This is a genomic window from Comamonas sp. UBA7840 (assembly GCF_002501455.1).
Lineage (GTDB): Bacteria > Pseudomonadota > Gammaproteobacteria > Burkholderiales > Burkholderiaceae_C > Comamonas > Comamonas jiangduensis.
This window is the reverse complement of sequence record NZ_DLTI01000016.1, coordinates 20,365-42,552: the sequence shown is the minus strand read 5'-3', so window position 1 is coordinate 42,552 and position 22,188 is coordinate 20,365. Positions and strand designations below refer to the sequence as shown.

Sequence of the window (22,188 nt, the reverse complement as noted above, 5' to 3'; positions counted from 1 at the left end):
GAGAGAGGGGTCTCATGCCATTGTCCGCAAGCCGCCAAATTGCTAAAGCTGGAAAAGCGCGCCACAGGGGGTGCTATTTCAGCGCCCGCTGGGCTGGCGGCTGCCAAGCAATCTGCTAACGCGGTGGGTGATTGCTCTGAAAATAAGAGCTTGTTGCGCTCTTCTTACAAGGGTTTTGGCTGTAAACAGCCTTGAATCCTAATAAAGAAGAGCGCCAACAGCTCTTTTTTGTATAGCTAGGGCTAGAAGCCCAGACTGGCCAGCAAATCATCCACTTGCGATTGCGAGGTCACCACGTCGTGGGCGCTGGGGTCCACCACCGGCCCTTGCAGTTTGGGGTGTGCTGCGGGCGCTTCGGCAACAGGGGCTGGTGCCGCAGGTGCTGGTGCGGCCTCGGCCAAAGCCGCAGCCCACAGATCATCGGCCTGGTTGGTGGCGACCTGGCCCGTGGCCATGGCGGCCGCGGCCAGTACCTCGCCCTCATCCAGTTGCGTGCTGCTGCCTGCCACTTGCGGTGCCGTTTGCAGCAGCAGCTCCACCAGCTGGTTTTCCAGATCACCGGCCAGACGCACGACCTTGGCAATCACTTGTCCGGTCAGGTCATGGAAGTCCTGGGCCATCATGATGTCGGTCAACTGGTTGTCCACGATTTCCGTGGCTTTTTCCATGTCTTCCAGGTAATTCATGATGTGGCCCTTGGCCACCGCTGCCACGGGGTCGGCAATCATCGCTTGGCGCATTTTTTTGGTCTGCGCCACGATGTCGGTCTGCCGGTCCTTGGCGTCATCCACCAAAGTCAGCACCTTCTCTGCAGCTTCGCCCGTCAAACGCGCAATGTACGAAAGGCGGTTTTGCGCATCCGGCAACTCTTCGGTGGCGCCACGCAAGCGGTCTGCATAACCCAGCTCGCGCAGGGAATCATGCAGCTGCCGCGTGAGCATGCCGATTTTGTTGTGGACATTGCCCTGGTCAAAAGCGCAGGGCGATGCGTCGCTGTGAGGCGTTGCTTGGTCCATGGGTTTAACTCAGGCCAACCTTCTTCAAGATCAGATTGACCTTTTCTTCCAGCGTGGCCTTGGTAAAAGGCTTGACGATGTAACCGGCCGCGCCCCCCTGGGCGGCAGCCACGATGTCTTCCTTGCGGGCTTCGGCGGTCACCATCAGCACCGGCAGGTGTTTGAGCTTCTCGTCTGCCTTGATTTCTGTCAGCAGCTGGAAGCCGTTCATGTTGGGCATGTTGATGTCGGTCACGACAAAGTCGAACTTGCTGTTGCGCAGCTTGTGCAGCGCAGCCACACCGTCTTCGGCCTCATCGGCCTCAGTAAAGCCGCTTTCCTTCAGCAAATTACGCACGATGCGGCGCATGGTGGAGAAGTCGTCAACGATCAAAAAGCGAAGGGCATTGGTAGCCACGGAGGACCCTTTCGGTCAAATAAGCTCTTGAATGAAACCGTTGCCAAGGCGCAGGTTCCGTCCGATTTCACAAATTGTCACGGAGTTTGGCGTGCAGGGGGGGAGTTGTCCTGCTTTTCCATATTTTCCGATTCCAATTTGTTGTCTTGTTGCGCCGAAGGTGCTTGCTTGCCCAGCAAGCGCTCTTCGGCCTCATGCGTCAGCACGGTGATCGTGATGCGCCGGTTTTGCGGCGCGCGTGGGTCGTCTGGGTGGAGCAAATCGCTGGCCGCCAGACCGACTACGCGCGCCAATTTGTCGTTGGGCATACCGGCCACCACCAACTCGCGCCGCGAGGCGTTGGCCCGGTCGGTAGAAAGTTCCCAGTTGCTATAGCCTTTTTCACCCGTGCCATAAGGCGCGGCGTCGGTGTGGCCAGCCAGGCTGATGCGGTTTTCCACACCACCCAGGGCGGAGCCCACCTCGCGCAAGATATCGCGCATATAGGGTTTGACGATGGCGCTGCCAATGTCAAACATGGGGCGGTTTTGCTCGTCCACGATCTGAATTTGCAGGCCATCGGGCGTCACATCCATGCGGATCTGCGACTTGTATTCGTTGAGCGTGGCGTTGCTGGAGATCATGGCGTCAATCTTGGCGCGCAGTGCTTTGATGCGCTGAGCATCTTGCTGGGCACGCTGGTGGCGCAGGCTCTGGCGGCTTTGGTCGTTGGAGTCGGCCTCGGAGCGTTTGACCTGGCCATGAATCCTTGCCAAATCCGTGCCACCGCCGGGAATGATGCTGGAGCTATTGCCTGAGCCATCGCCACCGTTCATGGCCACTTTCAACGGCGAGTTGAAGTACGCCGCAATGCCTTGTAAATCACCCTTGGAGGTAGAGCCCAGCAGCCACATCAGCAAAAAGAAAGCCATCATCGCCGTCATAAAGTCGGCATATGCAATCTTCCACGCGCCGCCGTGGTGACCGTGGTCCCCCTTTTTGACGCGTTTGATGATGATGGGCTGCAGCTTTTTTTCGTTGGCTGCTCCGGCTTGTGCGCCGCCGGGAGCGTTGGGGGGCGGCATGGCTTACTTCCTCTTGACGTGCTCTTCCAGCTCCAAGAAGCCGGGGCGCTCCGTCGAATACAGCACCTTGCGGCCAAACTCAATCGCCGTAGGTGGGTTGTAGCCTTGCATGCTGGCAATCAAGGTGCACTTGATGCATTCAAACTCTTTGGCGCCGTCTTGCTGGCGTTGCTCAATCAGACCGGCCAAAGGTTCCACCAGCGCGTAGGCCAGCAAAATACCCAAAAACGTACCGACCAGCGCTGAGGCAATCATGCCGCCCAGCACTGAAGGAGGCTGGCCGACAGAGCCCATGGTGTTCACCACCCCCAACACCGCCGCCACAATACCGAAAGCAGGCAACGCACCTGCCAAGCGCTGCAGGGCCACGACGACGCGGTGCTCTTCCTGGTGATGGGCATCGATTTCGTTGTCCATCAGCGTTTCAATCTCGTGTGAATTCAAGTTGCCCGAAACCATCATGCGCAGATAGTCGGTAATGAATTCCACCAAGTGCTGATCGGCCAGCAGCTCGGGGTATTTTTGGAAAATTTCTGAGTTCTCTGGCTCTTCCACATCCATTTCAATCGCCATCAAGCCCTCTTTGCGGGCTTTTTGCAGCACGTCATACAACAGTGCCAGCAAGCTCATGAAGCGTGCTTTGTTGTGCTTGGAGCTTTTGAGCACGCCTGCCAGGGCCGAAACCGTGGCTTTGAGTACCTTGGGCGGGTTGGTCACGATGAACGCGCCAATCGCAGAGCCGCCAATGGTGGCCATTTCAAACGGGAGGGCTTTGCCAAGTACGCTCATGTTTCCGCCGTGAAGGGCGTAAACACCAAAGACGCAACCGAAGGCGATGATGTAACCAATAAGGACAAGCATGGGGAAATTGTGTCAGAACCTAAACAAAGCCAAGCGCAGGAATGGTGCGTAAAAAGCCGTCTTGTTTGTGGCTTAGCAGTTTTTGCATTAGCTGGTTGATGTAGGTAAAGCTGCGAAGCAGCCCGTCCATACCGTGAGGCACAAGCAAAAAAACCACTGGAGGCTTTATCGGCATCCAGTGGAAATTCTGAAGGGAAAACTTGTGCAGAAACCGTTTAGCTTTGCAGCAACTGCAGCACGTTCTGTGGAATCTGGTTGGCCTGCGCCACCATGGCAGTACCCGCTTGCTGCAGAATCTGTGTGCGACTCAGGTTCGCGGTTTCTACGGCGAAGTCGGCATCCATGATGCGCCCACGTGCAGCAGACAGGTTTTCTACCTGAATGTCGATATTGTTCACGGCGTTTTCAAAGCGGGTCTGCATGGCACCTAGTGTGGCGCGTGCACCGTTGATTTGGTCAACCGCGCTGTCAATCTTTTTCAGGGCAATCCAGGCGCCTTCTTGGGTGGTGACGTCAATGCTGTCCACGCCACGCTCGTTCAATTGGGCATGCTCTGCCGTGATATTCATGCTTTCTGGCAGGCCCGCGGCTTTTTCCAACGTGGTAATTTCGGCCAGTGCAGTCTTTAGCTCGGTGTGCGTGGTCGTGCCACCCAAAGCAGTCGCGTAAGCGTTGGCCTTGGCGAGGTCGGTTTCATACCCTGCGTTGGCTGTCTTGGCGGCCAGCGCATTATTAAGTGTAGTTACAGTGCCGTTGAAGGCTGTGACCTGGCCATTAATTGCTGTTTGTAGTGCATTCGCGGCAGCTGATGCAGCATCCCAGTCAGCAGCTGTTGATCCTCCGCGGGCAGCGGCAATCTTGGTGTCGTAGTCTGCTTTGAGTGCACTCCAAGCACTCCCGCTCAATTGGCTGTTTGCCGGATCATTGAAAAATGCCGCCAAAGCAGCGTCGAATTCATTTGCTTTTGTAATAGCAGCCCCTGCTGCTGGAGGCACTACAGCAGGATCCCATTGACCTGTGGCTGCGGTTGGGGTGGCAGCAGTCAAAACGGCGGATGTACTACCTGCTGCTGTAGATATGGCTGTGCGTACAGGTGGAGTTCCCAGACCTGTTGTGGTGGTGGAAAAGCCATTGAATGTCACGGCCAAGGGCTCATTGTTTTCGTCCAACTTGCTGGACATGAACGCAATGCTGTATTCCTGCGTACCTTCCTTCAAGGTCATGTAAGCGGTCACACCAGTATCTGCAGTCTTGTTATTGATGGCGGTAATGACTTGGCCCAGGCGCTCCAGGCTGCTGTTGGCGGGGTCAATGCCTTCCAAGCTGGTGGTGAACTCGCCCACGGTGATCGACAGCGCGTCAGCTGGAATGGCTTGATCGGCGTTGGCGATAGCCATGGTGGGAGGGGTGTCCTTGGTGTCGAACTCGACGGTGTGCTTGGAATAGCTGACGTTCGATACCATGCTGGCACGCGTGTCGGCCAGTGCGCCCAACGTCACGTTGTCGCCAGAGTTGGCGCCCACTTGGAAGACGGCGCCTGCAAAAGAGCCATCCAGAATTTTTTGACCGTTGAAATTGGTTTGTTTGGCCACGCGGTCAATTTCCGAGGAAAGCTGCTTCACTTCGGCTTGCAGGGCCTTGCGGTCGCTGGCGCTGTTGGTGGCGTTCGATGCTTGTACGGCCAGCTCACGCATGCGTTGCAGCATATCGCCTACTTTGCCTAGTGCACCTTCTGCGGTTTGCGCCAGCGAAATGCCATCGTTGGCATTGCGCGCGGCCACAGTCAAACCCTTGACCTGGGTGTTCATGCGCTCGGCGATGGCCAGGCCTGCGGCGTCGTCCTTGGCGCTGTTGACACGTAAGCCCGATGACAGGCGTTGCATGGTGGTGTTCAAAGACTGACCCGACAACGACAGGTTTCGCTGCGCGTTGATGGAGGCGATATTCGTATTGATAGTTGCGGCCATTGCTTCGTTTCCTTCAGAAAAAGCGAGTTGCTTGCATCGCTCACATAAACCATGGGCATAGAGGTGTACGACAGGCAACGCTAGCGATGGGGCCAATTCTTCTATGTGTGCTCCTGGTGCACTAAAGGAAATAAAGGTGGGAAAGTAGGCTATCTCACTGCTTTCCTTGGGTTCGGCGCGCCGTTTGTCGGATTTTTTGCAGACAGCTGCCGCTTATCCCCCTCTTCCTTAAGAGGAACCGGGGTATTCCGAAAACGTGAAGGACGGAGATCAAGCAAGGTTGCAAGCCCGGCCATGGGTTAGCAACTGTACGAGTCCACCTTCTTAGGAGCAGACCATGGCCATGACCATCAACACGAACATCGTGTCCCTCAATGCCCAGCGCAATTTGGGGCTTTCCGGTAATTCTTTAAGCAGCTCCATGCAGCGCCTGTCATCGGGCTTACGTGTCAACAGCGCCAAGGACGACGCCGCAGGCCTGGCCATCGCCGAGCGTATGAATGCTCAAGCAAAGGGTTTGGCTGTGGCCGCGCGCAATGCCAACGACGGCATTTCGCTGGCACAAACCGCTGAAGGAGCCTTGGGCAAGATGGGTGACATGCTGCAGCGCATGCGTGAGCTGGCCGTACAGTCTTCCAACGCCACCAACAGCTACAACGATCGCAAGGCGCTGCAGGCTGAAGTGAGCCAGTTGCGCTCTGAAATTGACCGTGTGGCGAAAACTACCACCTTCAATGGCACCAAGATTCTGGATGGCAGCTTTGCGGGCGGCGTGTTCCAAGTGGGCGCTGGCGCAGGTGACAACATTACCGTGGGTGGCATCACCAATGCCAAAGCCTCGGCACTGTCGAACGTCACTTATGGCAGCAATGTGACCGCCACCGTGAAGGCTTCCAGTATTACCAATCTGGATGCTATTGCCACGAACACCTTGAGCATCCGTGTGGGTTCGGATGCAGCCATCAACCTGGGCCCTATCGCGGAAGCCAGCTCGGGCCAAGAGCGTCTGGGCCAGGTGGTGTCTGCCATCAACGCCAAGACCGCTGATACCGGCGTGACCGCTTTCTTGGTGGCGGGTGATGTGGAAGGTGATTACACCGTGGAGCTGCGCTCGGAATCGGGCAAGGGTGTGTCGCTGAATGGTTTTACGGAGGCAACTACAGGAGTGGGGCGTAATACCAGCGTCGGCCTCTCTTCTGCGATGGATACTGCCTACAAAAACGTGGTAGCTAGTATTGATGCATTACTGGCAAAAACAGGCTTGGCTTCTGACAACGCAGCGGCCACGGCAACGACCATCACTGTTGCGGAGGTAAAAGCGATTGTTACTGCTGCAGATGCTGGCGCTCTGGCTTTTACGGGGCTGGCTGACGGCACGAGAGATGCTGCTGTCAGTGCCTTGCAAGCCGTGGTCACGAACAATGGGCGCACTACTGCCAATGCCGATGCAGCAACTTATGCAGATGCCACAGAGTGGGCAGACGGTACAGAATCTCCCGCTTTGCCTGCCGCTGCAGTCGCTGCGATTCATGCGGGTTTGACGGCTATGAAGGATGCGTTGGCCAACGCAATGCCGCAGCAGCAAACTATTAATCTGGCAACGGTTCAAACCAACTTCACCGCCGTTCAGAACGCTGCAGGCGGTACAGCGTTTGATACAGCACTCGGTGATTTGAATACCTCTTTGTCTGCGGCAGGCATGACTGCGATTGCTGCCCCGACATTGGGCGCCACAGCCACTGCGGAGCAATTGAAGGCAGCCAAAGACTTGGCCGTTGCAGATGCCAACTACCAGCTGGAGTCTGGCTTTGGTATCAAAACCTCCCAAGTCACTGCCCACAAAGGCATGGATGCGCTGGACATCGGCACTCAGGCAGGCGCTTGGGAAGCGCTGAAATCCATCGACAGCGCGATTGACCAGGTGAACTCGGCGCGTGCGGATCTGGGTGCACTGCAGACCCGCTTTGAGAAGTCGATCGAGAACATCGACATCATGAATGAGAACATTTCTGCTGCCCGTGGCCGCATCGTAGATGCGGACTTTGCCTCCGAAACCGCGAACCTCAGCCGTGCGCAGATCCTGCAGCAAGCGGGTACAGCGATGGTGGCGCAGGCCAACCAGCTGCCCCAGCAAGTGCTGAGCCTGCTTCAATAAAAAGAGCTTTTGGCGCTTATCAAATAAAGGATTAAGAGTAGTTTGTGTTTGAAATGCTTGTTTTTACTGCGCAGGCTGCTCTTCTTTTATAAGTTCCTGTGGGTTTTGCCAGGCCATTCGTGTCTATCTCGGCGCACAGGTTAAGGGTTTTTTGAAGGGGAATACAAAATGGCAATGACCATTAATACCAATGTGGTGTCTTTGAATGCGCAGCGCAACCTGGGTTTGTCGGGTGGTTCGTTGGCCAGTTCCATGCAGCGCTTGTCTTCGGGTCTGCGTGTGAACAGTGCCAAGGACGACGCGGCCGGCTTGGCGATTGCCGAGCGCATGAACGCACAGACCAAGGGTTTGGCTGTAGCGGCGCGCAATGCCAACGATGGCATTTCGCTGGCGCAAACTGCAGAAGGCGCGTTGGGCAAAGTGGGTGACATGCTGCAGCGTGCGCGTGAATTGGCGGTGCAAGCCTCCAATGCCACCAACAGTGACACGGACCGCAAGGCCCTGCAGGCAGAAGTGAGCCAGCTGATGTCGGAAGTGGACCGTGTGGCCAAAACCACCACGTTCAACGGCCGCAAGTTGCTGGATGGCTCTTTCAGCGGTGGCGTGTTTCAGGTGGGGGCAGGCGCTGGTGACAACATTACCGTGGGTGCTTTGCAAAACACGAAGATTGATTCGCTGTCTTCGGTGGCATTTGGTACTTCCGAGCAAACCGTGAAATCTGCCGACATGGTGAGCTATGCCTCGGAAATTAAAGCCGACGAACTGTCTATCCAAGTAGGTACTAAGGAGGCCGTAAAACTGGGGGCGATTGATAAAGCCAGCTCTGCGCAAGAGCGTCTGGGCCAGGTGGTTGCCGCGATCAACGCCAAAACTGCAGACACCGGCGTGACCGCTTTCTTGGAGGGTGGCGACAACGGTGAATACACCGTGCAACTGCGCTCGGACTCCGGGGATGCAGTTTCTATGCGCGGCTTCTCGCAGGCTGCAACGGGCATCGGCAGTGATATCAAAGTTGGCTTGGCGACGGCAGCAGGTGCGGCAGCGGGTGCGGCGCAATCAACCTTGAAAGGTTTGGTTGGTCAAGATTCGGCAGCGCTCTATGCATCCGTGAAAAGTGCGGCGTATACAACTGCAATGACTGTTGGCGATGCCGCTTTTGGATCGTTGGCTGCGAGCGGTGGCGCTGCTTGGACTGCTGCTAAAGATGCTTTCAAGGCAGTGGTTGCGGCTAACACGGATGGCGCAGGGTTCCTTGCTGGTGGTGAGGCTAAAGTGCGCGAAGCGGTTGACGCACTGCAGGCAGGCTTTGCAGATGCGGTGGCAGTTGAGTCCAAAACTAACCGCGATGCTGTGTATTCGAAGCTGGACGCCGCTCTGTCGACTACTGACACGGCAGGCATTGGAGCATTAAATACCGCATTAGCGGCGGCGGGTGCTGCAGCGGCGCAGCAAGTTACACCTGCCACTGTGGCAGCGGGCGCAACAGCTGAGCAACTTGCAGCAATTCGCCAGACGATCATCAGCCAAGTGGATGCCTACATGTCTGGCGGCTTGGGCGTGCAGACAGCAGACGCGCAAAAGAAAACGGGTCTTGATGAGCTGAGCGTGGAAACCCAAGCCGGTGCTTGGGAAGCTATCAAGCAACTGGACTCGGCGATTGATCAGGTGAATGCTGCCCGTGGTGACTTGGGTGCGTTGCAGACACGTTTTGAAAAGACGGTGGAGAACATCGACATTCAGAACGAAAACATCTCTGCCGCCCGTGGCCGCATTGTGGATGCGGACTTTGCCACCGAAACGGCCAACCTGAGCCGCTCGCAAATTCTGCAGCAGGCAGGCACCGCCATGGTGGCGCAGGCCAACCAGCTGCCCCAGAACGTGTTGAGCCTGCTGCGTTAATAGCAAGCTCCCTGACCGTGCACACCATGGCGTGTACCGTCTTGTATCTAGTGTGTTTGATAGGCCGACCTCTTGCGAGGTTGGCCTTTTTTATGCCTTCTAGACAGTGAGGCGACGGGTTAGGTGTTGGATGCTGAACTGGGAAGGTCGGCAGGACGATGAAATATGTCGGTGCTCCAAAAAAATGCGTGAAACCTCTAAAGTTCTGATAAATGGTTCCGATAAATGGTTCAAAGGGCGCAACAAAGCGTTCCACACACCACACACAGATTTTTGAAGTCTTGCAAAGGATTTGAGCCATGGCCATGACCATCAACACCAACGTCGTATCGCTGAACGCACAACGTAACCTGGGCTTGTCGGGCGGTTCGTTGTCCACTTCCATGCAACGTTTGTCTTCGGGCCTGCGCGTGAACAGCGCCAAGGACGATGCAGCAGGTCTGGCCATTGCCGAGCGCATGAATGCCCAATCCAAGGGTTTGGCCGTGGCTGCGCGTAACGCCAACGACGGCATCTCGCTGGCGCAGACCGCAGAAGGCGCCTTGGGCAAGGTGGGCGACATGCTGCAGCGCATGCGTGAGTTGGCCGTGCAAGCCTCTAACGCGACCAACAGCGAGGCAGACCGTAAGGCGCTGCAGGCCGAAGTGGGCCAACTGACCTCGGAAATTGACCGCATCGCCAAGACATCGTCGTTCAATGGCCAGAAAATTCTGGATGGTTCCTTTGCCGGAGGCGTGTTCCAGATTGGCGCCAGTGCAGGCGACAACATCACGGTGGGTGCGATCACCAATGCCAAGGCATCGAGCCTGTCGAGCATCAGCTATGGCGAGCGTACGTTCGGTAGCTTGGATGCTGACACTTTCAAACTGACAACTACAGGTACTCCTGCGGAGGATGTGTTTGGCTACGCTGTTGAGGTCGAAGCTGGCGACTTGCAGGTCAATGGCATCAAGTTGGATGGTTTTGCTGCTGCTTCCAGCGCACAAGAGCGTTTGGGTCAGGTGGTTGCAGCCATCAATGCCAAAACCGCGGATACAGGCGTGACCGCCTTCCTGGAAGCGGATGCCAACAACCCCGCGCAGTACCAAATTCGGCTGATGTCCGAGAAGCTGGATGCCAATGGTGACGTGCAAGACGTCACGCTGACTGGCTTCCACGCCCAAGTCACAGGATTGGCAGGTGTAGGGGCTGGTACGGCTGCTACAGCAACTGCGGATGCGGCATCTACGTTGGCAGCCATTCAGACTGAATTTGATGCTGTGAAGGGTACAGGTGGTGCCGCTGAAACACAGACGGTGATTGACGCTGGCACTGCGGCTGCTGATGTGGATGACGCTGCAGCAACTGCTGCAGTCAAAGCCAACCAAACTGGCATTGACGAACTGAGCGTGACGACACAGGCCGATGCCTGGAAGGCGCTGAAATCGATTGACAACGCGATTGACCAGGTGAACTCTGCCCGCGCGGATCTGGGTGCACTGCAGACCCGTTTTGAGAAGTCGATCGAGAACATCGACATCATGAACGAGAACATCTCTGCAGCCCGTGGTCGCATTGTGGATGCGGACTTCGCCACCGAAACCGCCAACCTCAGCCGTGCGCAGATCTTGCAGCAAGCGGGCACCGCCATGGTGGCACAGGCGAACCAGCTGCCCCAGCAAGTGCTGAGTCTGCTGCAGTAATAAGAGCTAATAGCGCTTGCTGGGTAGGCGCTAGAGGCTGATTTTGCAAGAAAACTCTGGTTTGCTTGCAAGCTGCATGTGCAGCCAACCTCTGGCTACAACCCTTGCTCCCCGGCACAGCAAGCGCTGTATCCATACATCCAGTCCACGCCCATGTCTTTGAAATGCAAAGCGCAAGACAGGCATGGCTGGTGCACAACCACCATGGGAATGCGTCTGAGTGAATGGCTCGGTGGGCAGCCCTTGGTGGTGTTTTGGTTTTTTGAAGGGGAACTAAAAAATGGCAATGACCATTAATACCAACGTTGTTTCGTTGAACTCGCAACGTAATCTGGGTTTGTCGGGTGGTTCTTTGGCAACTTCCATGCAGCGCCTGTCTTCGGGCCTGCGTGTGAACAGCGCCAAGGACGACGCGGCAGGCTTGGCCATTGCCGAGCGTATGAATGCCACCACCAAGGGCTTGGCCGTGGCGGCACGCAATGCCAACGACGGCATTTCGCTGGCGCAAACCGCAGAAGGCGCACTGGGTAAGGTGGGTGACATGCTGCAGCGCGCCCGTGAGCTGGCGGTGCAGTCTTCCAACGCCACCAACAGTGCGGATGACCGCAAGGCCTTGCAAGCAGAAGTTTCGCAGTTGATGGCCGAAGTGGACCGCGTGGCCAAGACCACTACGTTCAACGGCAAGAACCTGCTGGATGGTTCGTTCAGCGGCGCTGTTTTCCAAATTGGTAGCAATGCGGGCGACAACATCACCGTGGGTGCATTGCAAAACACCAAGGTGGATGCGTTGTCGAACGCCACGTTTGGTGTCAGCAAGAGCGCAGAAGTTCAGGCTGCTGCCATTACCAACTTTGACAGTGAGATCAAGTCCGGAAGCTTGCAAATTCGTGTGGGCACTAAAGAGGCAATTGATCTCGGCGAAATTGCTGCTGCCTCTAGCGGTACAGAGCGCATGGGCCAAGTGGTTGCAGCGATCAACGCCAAGACAGCAGATACGGGTGTCACTGCCTTTTTGGAAGATGGCGACAACGGTGGCAAGGTGCTGCAGCTGCGCTCGGCCTCGGGCGATGCGGTGTCGTTGGAAGGCTTTAACACGGCGCAGACGGGTTTTGGCGCCGCGGTGACGGTGGGGTCGGATGTGACGACCGTGGAATATGATGCGGCAGTCGCTGCGTTGAAGGCGCTGGAGAGCGGTGATGCGGCGGCTTTTGAAGGATTGCTAGATGACTTGACTGCCGCAAGTCCAGCTTTCGACGCCAATGCTGCATTGGATGATGTGGAGGCGGCGCTTGCCGCCAATGCCGGGAGTGCAGAGTTTGCCGCTGCTTTTGGCGCGTTCAAAAGTGCAGTAGAGAGCAGCTTGGTGGATACAGATCTCGCCGGTACTTACGCTTGGGAAGTCGATCCCGCCAAGGTGGATGATCTGCAAAAAGCCGCAGCCGCTTTCAAATCGGTGCTGGAAACCTCGGTGCTGGCCAATGGTGTTAGCAACCGTGATGCTGTGTACGCCGAGCTGGACACTATCCTGTCGCAAACCGATGCGACGACCGCGATTGACCTGACAGACTTAAACACCGCAATCACTGCTGCTGGTGGTGCAAATATCACATCCAGCATTACCCTTGGAGCCAACAGCACGGCAGAGGATCTGAAGGCTGCCCAAAACGAAATTCTGGGTAAGGTGGATGAGTTTATGTCCGGCAGCCTGGGCGTTCAAGTCTCGGAAGCCAAGGTGCAAAAAGGTTTGGACACTCTGAGTGTGACCACCCAGGCGGGAGCGTGGGAAGCCATTCAAAAGCTGGATTCCGCCATCGACCAAGTGAATGCTGCCCGTGGTGACTTGGGGGCGCTGCAAACCCGTTTTGAAAAGACGGTGGAGAACATCGACATTCAAAACGAAAACATCTCTGCAGCCCGTGGCCGCATTGTGGATGCGGACTTTGCCACCGAAACGGCCAACCTGAGCCGCTCGCAAATTCTGCAGCAGGCCGGCACCGCCATGGTGGCACAGGCCAACCAGCTGCCACAGAACGTGCTGAGTCTGCTGCGCTAAACCCGCTAATACTTAAATTACATAGCTTAAGACGCTTGATAGATAAGGGGTGGAGGTGTTTTTACTTTCATACCCTTGCATCGGTCTGTATGCATGCAGACAAAAGATTTTTGAAGGGGAATAAAAAATGGCAATGACCATCAATACCAACGTTGTTTCGTTGAACTCGCAACGTAATCTGAGCTTGTCGGGTGGTTCTTTGGCAACTTCCATGCAGCGCCTGTCTTCGGGCCTGCGTGTGAACAGCGCCAAAGACGACGCAGCTGGCTTGGCGATCGCCGAGCGCATGAATGCCACCACCAAGGGCTTGGCCGTGGCGGCACGCAATGCCAACGATGGCATTTCGCTGGCGCAAACCGCAGAAGGTGCTTTGGGCAAGATGGGCGACATGCTGCAGCGCATGCGCGAGCTGGCCGTGCAGTCTTCCAACGCGACCAACAGTGCGGATGACCGCAAGGCGCTGCAAGCGGAAGTGAAGCAGCTGACATCGGAAATTGACCGTGTGGCCAAGACCACTACGTTCAACGGCAAGAACCTGCTGGATGGCTCGTTTGGCGGTGCGGTGTTCCAGGTCGGCAGCAATGCGGGCGACAACATCACCGTGGGCGGTATCACCAATGCCAAGGCAGAGTCGCTGTCGAAGGTGAGCTATGGCGAAGTGGAGTTCAAGGATATTGATGCTGCGAGCATGACGATCAAGGGCGGTGCTGTTGGCGCAGAGTTTGAGCTCAAAGGCTGGGAGCAAGAAATCAAGGGCGGCACGTTGAAGATTGATGTGGGCGGTGAAGAAGTCACCATCAAGGAAGACATCGCTGCAGCCTCTTCGGCGCAAGAGCGTTTGGGTCAAGTGGTCTCGGCCATTAACTCCAAGACAGCTGACACGGGTGTGACCGCATTCTTGACAGAGAAGGATGGCAAGTACTCGGTGAGCCTGCTGTCGGAGAAGACCGATGCGAATGGCGTGGCACAGGATGTAAAGCTGACAGGCTTTACAGATGTGACTACAGGTATTGGTTCTAAGGTGGCAGCGGCGGGTACTCCGGCCACAGATACCACAGTATTGGCGCAGGGGCGTATTGATACGGCTGCCGCAGTTGTGGAAACAGTGGTGGAAGCCGATTCCACCACCGCTGCAATTGCTGCGGCTGCAAAGAGCAATACCGGTATTGCCAGCTTGTCCGTGGAAACCCAGGGCGATGCCTGGAAGGCACTGAAGCAAATTGACAGTGCCATCGACCAGGTGAACGCTGCCCGTGGTGACCTGGGTGCGCTGCAGACCCGTTTTGAAAAGACGGTGGAGAACATCGACATTCAAAACGAAAACATCTCTGCAGCCCGTGGCCGTATTGTGGATGCGGATTTCGCCACCGAAACTGCCAACCTGAGCCGCTCGCAAATTCTGCAGCAGGCCGGTACGGCCATGGTGGCTCAGGCCAACCAGCTGCCCCAGAACGTGTTGAGCCTGCTGCGTTAATTCTTGCTGGAATGCGCTTTATGGCGCGTTCCAGCAATGAATGCTTGCTATGAAAACCTTCTTGTCGTCAGGCGAGAAGGTTTTTTTATTGGTAGGGGGAACGGTATGCGCAGTCTGGATGCACAGTTATAAGTTTGTAACAAAGTAAATTTTTCGCTCAAGAAATTCCGCTGTGGTTCGATAACTCTTTTGTAGGCGCTGCACCAGAGATCTGCCAAGCAGACAAGCAGCGACGAACACAAGCCACCCATCGGCTTTGTCTCAACGGAACACGGAATAAAGAGGATTCATCATGGCAATGACCATCAACACCAACATCGTTTCTGTCAACGCGCAGCGCAATCTGGGCTTGTCGGGCAACTCGCTGTCGACTTCGATGCAGCGCTTGTCTTCCGGCCTGCGTGTCAACAGCGCCAAGGACGATGCAGCGGGTCTGGCTATTGCCGAGCGTATGAATGCTCAATCCAAGGGTTTGGCTGTAGCAGCGCGCAATGCCAACGACGGTATCTCGCTGGCGCAAACCGCGGAAGGCGCGCTGGGTAAGGTGGGCGATATGCTGCAGCGTATGCGTGAACTGGCCGTGCAGTCTTCCAATGCGACCAACAGTGCGGATGACCGCAAGGCGCTGCAGGCCGAAGTGAACCAGCTGCGCTCTGAAATTGACCGTGTGGCCAAGACCACCTCTTTTAACGGTCAAAAGATTCTGGATGGTTCGTTTGCGGGTGGCGTGTTCCAGGTGGGGGCAGGCGCTGGTGACAACATCACCGTGGGTGCCATCACCAACGGCAAGGCCAGCGCACTGAGCAATGTGACCTTTGGCTCCAGCACCAGTGCTAAGGTGCAGGCCAGCGATGTGTCGGCTTATGGCACCAAGATTGACAAGGGTAGCCTGCAAATTCGTGTGGGCAGCGCGGCTGCCGTTGATTTGGGGGAAATTGCCGAAGCATCCAGCGGCCAAGAACGCATGGGTCAGGTAATCGCGGCGATCAACGCCAAGACAGCAGACACGGGCGTTACCGCCTTCTTGGAAGGTGATGTGGATAGCGGCTTTACCATGCAGCTGCGTTCGGCATCGGGTGAATCCGTTTCTTTGGAAGGTTTCAACACTGCACAGACTGGTTTTGGCTCTGCAGTTACCGTGGGTGTATCTGCTGCGAATGCGACAACCTATACAACCAATATTGCAGAGGTGAGCACATGGAGCTCTGAAACAGCGGCCAATTTGCTGACTGACTTGGTGACTACGCCAACCGCTGCAACCCCGGGCTTCAATACAGGAAATGCCGCACTGACGGCGCTGACAGGTCTGTTTGGTGCAGGTGCAGCTGGTAAGGCTGACTTTGATGCAGCGTATGCTTCGTTCCAAGCAGCGGTGACGGGCAACCTGGTGGATCACGACACCAACACTACCGACGCTGTCTATGACTTTAAGTTCACCGCAGAAGGTGCAGCCAATGTGCAAAAGGCTGCCGTAGAGTTCAGGGCAGCCATTGACGCAGCGCTGTGGAAGAACGGCGAAGCCAATCGTGACGATGTATACGCCAAGCTGGATGCGCTGAACGCTGCAGATGGCGCGGGTTTTAATGCTGCACGAGGTGATTTGACTACTGCATTGACTGCTGCAGGTATGGCGGATGTCACAGCCATTACTGCAGTCACGGCCACGGGCACTAGCACACCGGAGGCGGTGAAGGCAGCGAAGGCCTCCGTGATGGGTATGGTGGATGACTATATGTCTGGCAAGTTGGGTATTAATTCGACTGCTGAGGCTCAAATGCGCACCGGTATTGAGACCCTGAATGTCTCTACCCAGGCAGGTGCTTGGGAAGCGCTGCAAAAGATTGACAGCGCGATCGATCAGGTGAACTCGGCCCGTGCGGATCTGGGTGCCTTGCAGACCCGTTTTGAGAAGTCGATTGAGAACATCGACATCATGAACGAGAACATCTCTGCAGCCCGTGGTCGAATCGTGGATGCGGACTTCGCTTCCGAAACAGCCAACCTGAGCCGCGCACAGATCCTGCAGCAAGCCGGTACTGCTATGGTGGCGCAGGCCAACCAATTGCCACAGCAAGTGTTGAGTCTGCTGCAATAAAAATAAAGGAGCCTGGGCAGGCCCCGGGCTTCTTGTCGGCCATCTTTGTGGGTGGCTGAGGGGTATGTACAAGTTCCGTTGAGGCGGTGTAGGTTGTGAAGGCCTGCACCGCTTTTTTTATGACCATGTGAGTGATGGCTCAAGTTGGCGGAAAATTTGCCGATATAGCTGGAGTAACAATAGTTATAAATTGGAGTAGCTCAAGAAGCTGAGTAAGTCTGTGCTTCTAAGTGGTGCTCACCTTTTTATTCAGGCTTTTGGCTTGGGTATAACCCAAGCACAATAGGCTAGTTCTATGGCATAGGCGCCTTGCCATGTCGCGGTGTTCTTCAAGGAGTGTGTGATGGCTATTTCTTCAGTGGGTATCGGTAGCGGCTTGGATGTTGAGAGCATCATCACGCAAATGGTGGCCTTGGAGAAACAGCCCATCAAGACCTTGGAAGTGAAGGCGGAGACCATCAGCAGCAAGATTTCGACCTACGGTCAGATCAAGTCTTTGGTGGATACGCTCAATGGCGCTGTGCGTGATTTGACGCTGGACAGCGGCTTTGGTGCGGTAAAGATCAATTCGTCCAATTCGTCAGCGGTGAATGCCACGATGACGGGGTTGGCGGCTCAAGGCTCTTACAACGTGAACGTGGAAAAGTTGGCGCAAAGCCAGACGTCCGTCAGTATCAAACTGGGTGCCAAGGACACCATGGGGGCAGCAGGCACCATGCGCTTTGTGATCGGCAACCCTGGCAAAGCGGGCGCAGAGCTGAAAACGGTGGATTTGAGCATCACCTCCACAGACACGCTGGAGAGCATTGTTGCCAAGATCAACGGTAATGCCGACTTGAGTAAGTCGATGGTGGCTAGTGTGATTACCGACAGCACCGGCAAGCAGCAGTTGATGGTGCGTTCGCGTGAGACGGGGCTAGACAATCAGTTCAGCATGAGCATGGGCACATTGGTGACGCAAGCGGATGTGGACGCTTGGGGCGGAGATCCTGCACAAAAGCCGGTGGTTGGAACTATCAAACCTATTGATGCTGCGGGTTCGAATTTCGAAGCGCTGGGTGCTAGTGGCGGAATTACTTTGGCTCAAGGGGCAGAAAATGCCAAGATCACGCTGAATGGTGTGGCAATCGAGTCCAACACGAACACGTTTAAGGACATCATTCCGGGCTTGTCGATGTCGGTGTCTGCAGAGGGTAAATCCTTGCTGTCCATCAATCAGGACAAAGATGCCACGCAAGAGAAGATTCAAAAATTTGTAGACGCGTACAACGCAGTCAATGAGTTATTGGCTGCATCGACCAAGTACGACCAAGAGTCTAAAGCCGCTGGTGTGTTGCAGGGCGATAGCAGCACGGTGAGCTTACAGAACTCTTTGCGCATGTTGACGCAGGGTATTGCAGGCAATGCCACGGGCAAGTTCAATCGCCTGTCTGACATCGGCATTCAGATGCAGCAAGGTGGTGCGTTAAAGCTGGATGCTGCCAAATTGAAGGAAGCCTTGGGCGATATGGATTCGGTGAAATCCATGTTTGCCGCGAAACCGGATGCGCTGGGCAATGGCGGCGGTATTGCGGTGAATTTTAAGACTTTGACGGATGAGCTGCTGGCGTATGAAGGCACGCTCAACAACAAGACTGATTCGCTGGAAAAGCAGATCAAGCTCAACAAGGCCGAGGTTGAAAAGGTTGAAAAGCGGGCAGAAACGGTGGAAGAGCGCTTGCGTAAGCAGTACACCGCTTTGGATGTGAAGATGGCTTCGCTCAGTTCGTTGGACTCTTACATCTCGCAGATGGTGACTTCGTGGAATAAGTCCAAAGACTAAAAACACATCCCGTTGCTTTTGAGTATTTAAGTTTGGTGGAATTGGGTCGAAAACAGTCTCAATCCCATAGATAGTTTGTAAGGATTCACATGTTCTCTTCTACAGGTTACGGCGCTGCGAATGCTTATCGTCAGGTGAGTGCCCATTCGGGGGTGGAGAACGCGTCTCCTCACCAACTGATTCAAATGTTGTTTGATGGTTTGTTCCAGTCGCTGAACGCCGCGCGTGGCGCGATGGAGCGCAGCGAGGTGGAAGAAAAAGGGCGCCACATTTCCAAGTCTGTGCGTATTTTGCAAGAGGGCCTGGTGATGGGTTTGGACTTGGAAAAGGGCGGTGAATTGGCGGCTAATCTGAAGCTGCTGTATGACTATTCTGTGGCCCAATTGACCAAGGCCAACATTCACAGCGATGTGGTGTTGGTGGAAGAAGTGATCAAGCTTTTGCAACCAGTGGCGCAAGGCTGGAAAGAAATTGGACCCACCGCCAACCAAACGATGTGAGGTGATGGCTGTGCAGGAGAACAGATTGTTGGATTACTACAAGGCTATTGAAGCTAAAAGCGCTGAGATGCTGTCCGCCGCTTTGCAGCAGAACTGGGATTCTGTGGTGGAGTGTGAGAAGTCTTGTGCCGTGTTGATTGGTGAGTTGCGTGTGCAGTCCCAAGAGGTGCAGTTGACAGCCATGCAGCGCAAAGAAAAGACGCGCATCATGCAGAGCATTTTGCGTAATGATGCACAGATTCGTGTGCTGGCGGAGCCGTGGTTGGCGACGCTGGAGCACATGGGCAGACTGCCTGCAAGTCCTGTCTTGCACTAAAGCCCACTCGATTACGCTATTCCTCCAAGGTTTGGCCAAAGCCCATCAGCTGCAAAGCTGGTGGGCTTTTTTGTGGGCGATTTTATTGTTTTGATAGCTGCTATCGCTTTCTGGATAAGCGTTATAGGCCAATTTCATTCTAATTAATGGGGTGGTGTGCAGCAGCAGGGGCTGCGACAGAGGCTGGAAGTATGTGGGGCGGCCGAGTGACCGGGGGCTTGGTGCCTTGTGCATGGTTTGTTGGTGGCCCAGGAGGTTGCAAACTCGCGCGTTCCCACTCAAAGCTGGCGGGTACGTCCGCTGTGCATAACGGCCAAGTACACGCAACCAGGGTGCAAGTCAGGCGGGGTGTCATCCAGCTTGCTGCCGCAGTGCATTGCTGTGGCTGGCCTGCGCACACTGCTGCATCCGTAGTGCTGTACTTTGTATGCCGGAGAGCGTTTGGGTATGCTGATTTGATAGCTGCTTGCGCCTGATGTGCGTGCGTTGCAGGTAATTTTTATTGTTTTTTCGTTCCAAGTTGGACGGTAAAGCGAAGTGGGGCCGTGTAAAGGGTGGGCGCAGCAGACAAAAAAAGACCGCAACCCGAAGGGTGCGGCCATAAAGTTTTTTGAAGGGGTGAGCGTTAGGTGCGGAGCAAAGCGCGAGCCTTACTCCACACACAAGCAGGTGCTCAGACCTGCATGTTCATGACATCGGTGTAGGCCTGTACCAGGCGGTTGCGTACATGCAAAGTAGCTTGGAAGCCGATTTGGGCTTTTTGCATGGCAACCATGGTTTCTTCCAGGCTGACCGATGGGTTCTCCAGTTGCACTTCTTTTTGCAAGTGGGAAGAGTGATTTTGCGAAGCGCTGACGGAGCGCAATGCGTTCTCCAGGGCAGAGCTGAAGCCATGGCCTTCGGCTTCGGACTTTTGCACAGGCTTGGTCAAGCGTTGTGCCATATCGCTGGACATGGTGGTCAACGGCGAAGTGGCGCTATGAAGGCGAAGGTCCATGATGTTGTTTCCTTGAACTCGTTATTGGTTCGATGGGTGCAATCGTAGGCAATTGCAAACTATCCATCTGGGTAAATAAATGGGGAAACGGCGGCTTTATCTGGGGAACGCCCAAGCGGGAAGTTTGAATAATCGGCATCACGTTGGGCTCCGTGTCGGGCCCAAGCACCCCATTTGGAAAAGAACATGTCCGCAGTTGCTGAAATTCCTGTTGAACCAAGTCCTCCCGCCGCAAGCCCTGCCAATTGGCAGCAGCGGCTGGCAGGCCTCGACCGTAATCAACGCATCTTGATTGGTGCTGTGGGCGCTTTGGTGGTGGCGGGGGTGATTGCGGCCATGATGTTCAGCCGCCAGCCTGACTACCGCGTGCTGTTCAGCAACCTGAGCGACAAAGATGGTGGCGCAATCGTCTCGCAGTTGGCTTCCATGAACGTGCCTTACAAGTACACCGAAGGTGGTGGCGCGATCATGATTCCAGCGGATCGCATCCATGATGTGCGTTTGAAGCTGGCGACGCAGGGCTTGCCCAAGGGGGCGGTGTCTGGCTTTGAAATCATGGAAGCCAGCAAGTTTGGTATTACGCAGTTTCAAGAGCGTGTGAATTACCAGCGCGCCTTGGAGGGGGAGTTGACACGCTCCATCCTGGGGCTGTCTGCGGTGCAAAACGCCCGCGTGCATTTGGCGCTGCCGAATCAGAACGGTTTTTTCCGCGAGCAGCAAAAGCCTTCGGCTTCGGTGTTGCTGACGTTGTACCCCGGCCGTTTGCTGGATCGCACGCAGATTGCGGGCATCGTGCATCTGATCTCTTCCAGCGTGCCTGAAATGCTGCCCGGTGCAGTGAGCGTGGTGGACGATTCGGGCAAGCTGTTGTCGCAAACCACGAACCCCGAAGACAGTCCTGTGAACCTGCAGCAGCTGATGTACCAGCAGCAGCTGGAAAAGCAGTACACCCAGCGTATTTTGGACATTTTGGAGCCGGTGGTGGGCAAGGGCAATGTGAAGGCCCAGGTGACCGCCGAGGTGGATTTTTCGCGCACAGAGTCGACCTCTGAGTTGCACGCACCGAACCAAGGTCAGGCACCCAGCGCGATTCGTAGCCAGCAAGTGCTGGAAGCGACCGGTGAAAAAGAGCCGGTTCCACCTACCGGTGTGCCTGGTGCGGTGAGCAATCAGCCACCCCAGACTGCTGCGGCACCCATCAATGGCCAAGCGCAGCCTTTGCAGGCAGCCAATGGGCAAAACACCAACATCTTGGCCATTCCTGGCAGCAAGCGTGAGTCGGTGACCAACTACGAAGTGGACAAGACGGTGCGCGTGACACGCAACAGCACGGGCTCTATCAAGCGCATGACCGCTGCGGTGGTGGTGAATTATTTGCCCGGCACACCTGCGGAGCCTGGTGCCGCTGTATCGCCGCAAGCCATGACGGCTGCACAGCAAGCGCAAATGCTGGCCCTGGTGCGCGAGACGATTGGCTTTAACGCGGAACGTGGTGACTCGGTGAATTTGATGAATACGCCGTTCCAGCAAGAAGCGCGTTTGGCGTCCGATCTGCCGGTGTGGCAGCAGCCTGAAACCATTGAGCTGATCAAGACCATCATGTGGCCGGTGGGCTTGGTGCTGGCTGCCTTGATTTTGATGTTTGGCGTGGTGCGCCCCATTCTCAAGGCGCGCAAGAAGAAGGAGTTGGCACAACAACTGGATCTGCTGGAAGCCGAAGAGCTGGAGCGCCCTGCTTTGGCGGCGCCGCTCAAGCCCGGTGAGCCTAGCCCTGAGCAGTTGCGCTTGGAGCAAGCCCGTGCGCTGGCGAAGCAAAACCCGATTGCGGTGGCCAATATTGTCAAGACTTGGGTCAATGGCGAGAGCCACTAAGCGCTGCCCCCACGCACT

17 protein-coding genes are annotated in these 22,188 nt (G+C 55.7%); 11 read left to right on the top strand and 6 right to left on the bottom strand.

Annotation, left to right across the window (positions count from 1 at the left end; all coding sequences use genetic code 11):
* Positions 1–242: 242 nt before the first annotated feature.
* The 4 genes from B3R00_RS04785 to motA all read right to left on the bottom strand — a co-directional run bounded on the left by B3R00_RS04785 (position 243) and on the right by motA (position 3,338).
* Entirely contained in the window at positions 243–1,016 is a 774-nt protein-coding gene (locus B3R00_RS04785; protein WP_286997753.1) for a protein phosphatase CheZ, read from the bottom strand.
* Positions 1,017–1,020: 4 nt separating this feature from the next.
* Entirely contained in the window at positions 1,021–1,413 is a 393-nt protein-coding gene (gene cheY / locus B3R00_RS04780; protein WP_257469174.1) for a chemotaxis response regulator CheY, read from the bottom strand.
* 77 nt (positions 1,414–1,490) lie between these two features.
* Entirely contained in the window at positions 1,491–2,477 is a 987-nt protein-coding gene (gene motB / locus B3R00_RS04775) for a flagellar motor protein MotB (RefSeq protein WP_286997751.1), read from the bottom strand.
* 3 nt (positions 2,478–2,480) lie between these two features.
* On the bottom strand, positions 2,481–3,338 hold the full coding sequence (gene motA / locus B3R00_RS04770) for a flagellar motor stator protein MotA (RefSeq protein ID WP_219163604.1): 858 nt from the start codon (positions 3,336–3,338) through the stop codon (positions 2,481–2,483).
* Here motA and B3R00_RS04765 point away from each other — a divergent pair.
* Positions 3,276–3,437: a hypothetical protein gene (locus B3R00_RS04765; protein ID WP_286997835.1), complete on the top strand. Its 162-nt coding sequence runs from the start codon at positions 3,276–3,278 to the stop codon at positions 3,435–3,437. The two genes, motA and B3R00_RS04765, sit on opposite strands and share 63 nt — an antisense overlap.
* Before the next feature lie 116 nt (positions 3,438–3,553).
* Here B3R00_RS04765 and B3R00_RS04760 read toward each other — a convergent pair whose 3' ends face one another.
* Entirely contained in the window at positions 3,554–5,305 is a 1,752-nt protein-coding gene (locus B3R00_RS04760) for a flagellin (protein WP_286997748.1), read from the bottom strand.
* Between the two features lie 337 nt (positions 5,306–5,642).
* Between B3R00_RS04760 and B3R00_RS04755 the strand changes: the two genes are divergently transcribed.
* The 9 genes from B3R00_RS04755 to B3R00_RS04715 all read left to right on the top strand — a co-directional run bounded on the left by B3R00_RS04755 (position 5,643) and on the right by B3R00_RS04715 (position 19,301).
* On the top strand, positions 5,643–7,460 hold the full coding sequence (locus B3R00_RS04755) for a flagellin (protein WP_286997747.1): 1,818 nt from the start codon (positions 5,643–5,645) through the stop codon (positions 7,458–7,460).
* Positions 7,461–7,628: 168 nt separating this feature from the next.
* A complete protein-coding gene (locus B3R00_RS04750; RefSeq protein WP_286997745.1) occupies positions 7,629–9,359 on the top strand; it encodes a flagellin in 1,731 nt (576 codons plus the stop codon).
* Between the two features lie 299 nt (positions 9,360–9,658).
* Entirely contained in the window at positions 9,659–11,041 is a 1,383-nt protein-coding gene (locus tag B3R00_RS04745; RefSeq protein WP_286997744.1) for a flagellin, read from the top strand.
* A 280-nt stretch (positions 11,042–11,321) separates the two neighbouring features.
* On the top strand, positions 11,322–13,094 hold the full coding sequence (locus B3R00_RS04740; RefSeq protein ID WP_286997743.1) for a flagellin: 1,773 nt from the start codon (positions 11,322–11,324) through the stop codon (positions 13,092–13,094).
* Positions 13,095–13,221: 127 nt separating this feature from the next.
* Positions 13,222–14,568 (top strand): flagellin, encoded by a 1,347-nt coding sequence (locus tag B3R00_RS04735; protein WP_286997742.1) that lies wholly within the window; start codon positions 13,222–13,224, stop codon positions 14,566–14,568.
* Positions 14,569–14,860: 292 nt separating this feature from the next.
* Positions 14,861–16,663, top strand: a complete 1,803-nt coding sequence (locus B3R00_RS04730) for a flagellin (RefSeq protein ID WP_286997741.1) — start codon at positions 14,861–14,863, stop codon at positions 16,661–16,663.
* Between the two features lie 343 nt (positions 16,664–17,006).
* A complete protein-coding gene (gene fliD / locus B3R00_RS04725; RefSeq protein WP_286997739.1) occupies positions 17,007–18,485 on the top strand; it encodes a flagellar filament capping protein FliD in 1,479 nt (492 codons plus the stop codon).
* 89 nt (positions 18,486–18,574) lie between these two features.
* The gene (gene fliS, locus B3R00_RS04720; protein ID WP_286997738.1) at positions 18,575–18,985 is read left to right on the top strand and encodes a flagellar export chaperone FliS; all 411 of its coding nucleotides are present in this window, start codon (positions 18,575–18,577) and stop codon (positions 18,983–18,985) included.
* A gap of 4 nt (positions 18,986–18,989) precedes the next feature.
* Entirely contained in the window at positions 18,990–19,301 is a 312-nt protein-coding gene (locus B3R00_RS04715) for a flagellar protein FliT (RefSeq protein WP_286997737.1), read from the top strand.
* Between the two features lie 673 nt (positions 19,302–19,974).
* Here B3R00_RS04715 and fliE read toward each other — a convergent pair.
* Entirely contained in the window at positions 19,975–20,298 is a 324-nt protein-coding gene (fliE, locus tag B3R00_RS04710) for a flagellar hook-basal body complex protein FliE (protein WP_174862267.1), read from the bottom strand.
* A gap of 186 nt (positions 20,299–20,484) precedes the next feature.
* Here fliE and fliF point away from each other — a divergent pair, with 186 nt between their 5' ends.
* On the top strand, positions 20,485–22,170 hold the full coding sequence (gene fliF / locus B3R00_RS04705; protein WP_284214392.1) for a flagellar basal-body MS-ring/collar protein FliF: 1,686 nt from the start codon (positions 20,485–20,487) through the stop codon (positions 22,168–22,170).
* Positions 22,171–22,188 lie beyond the last annotated feature (18 nt).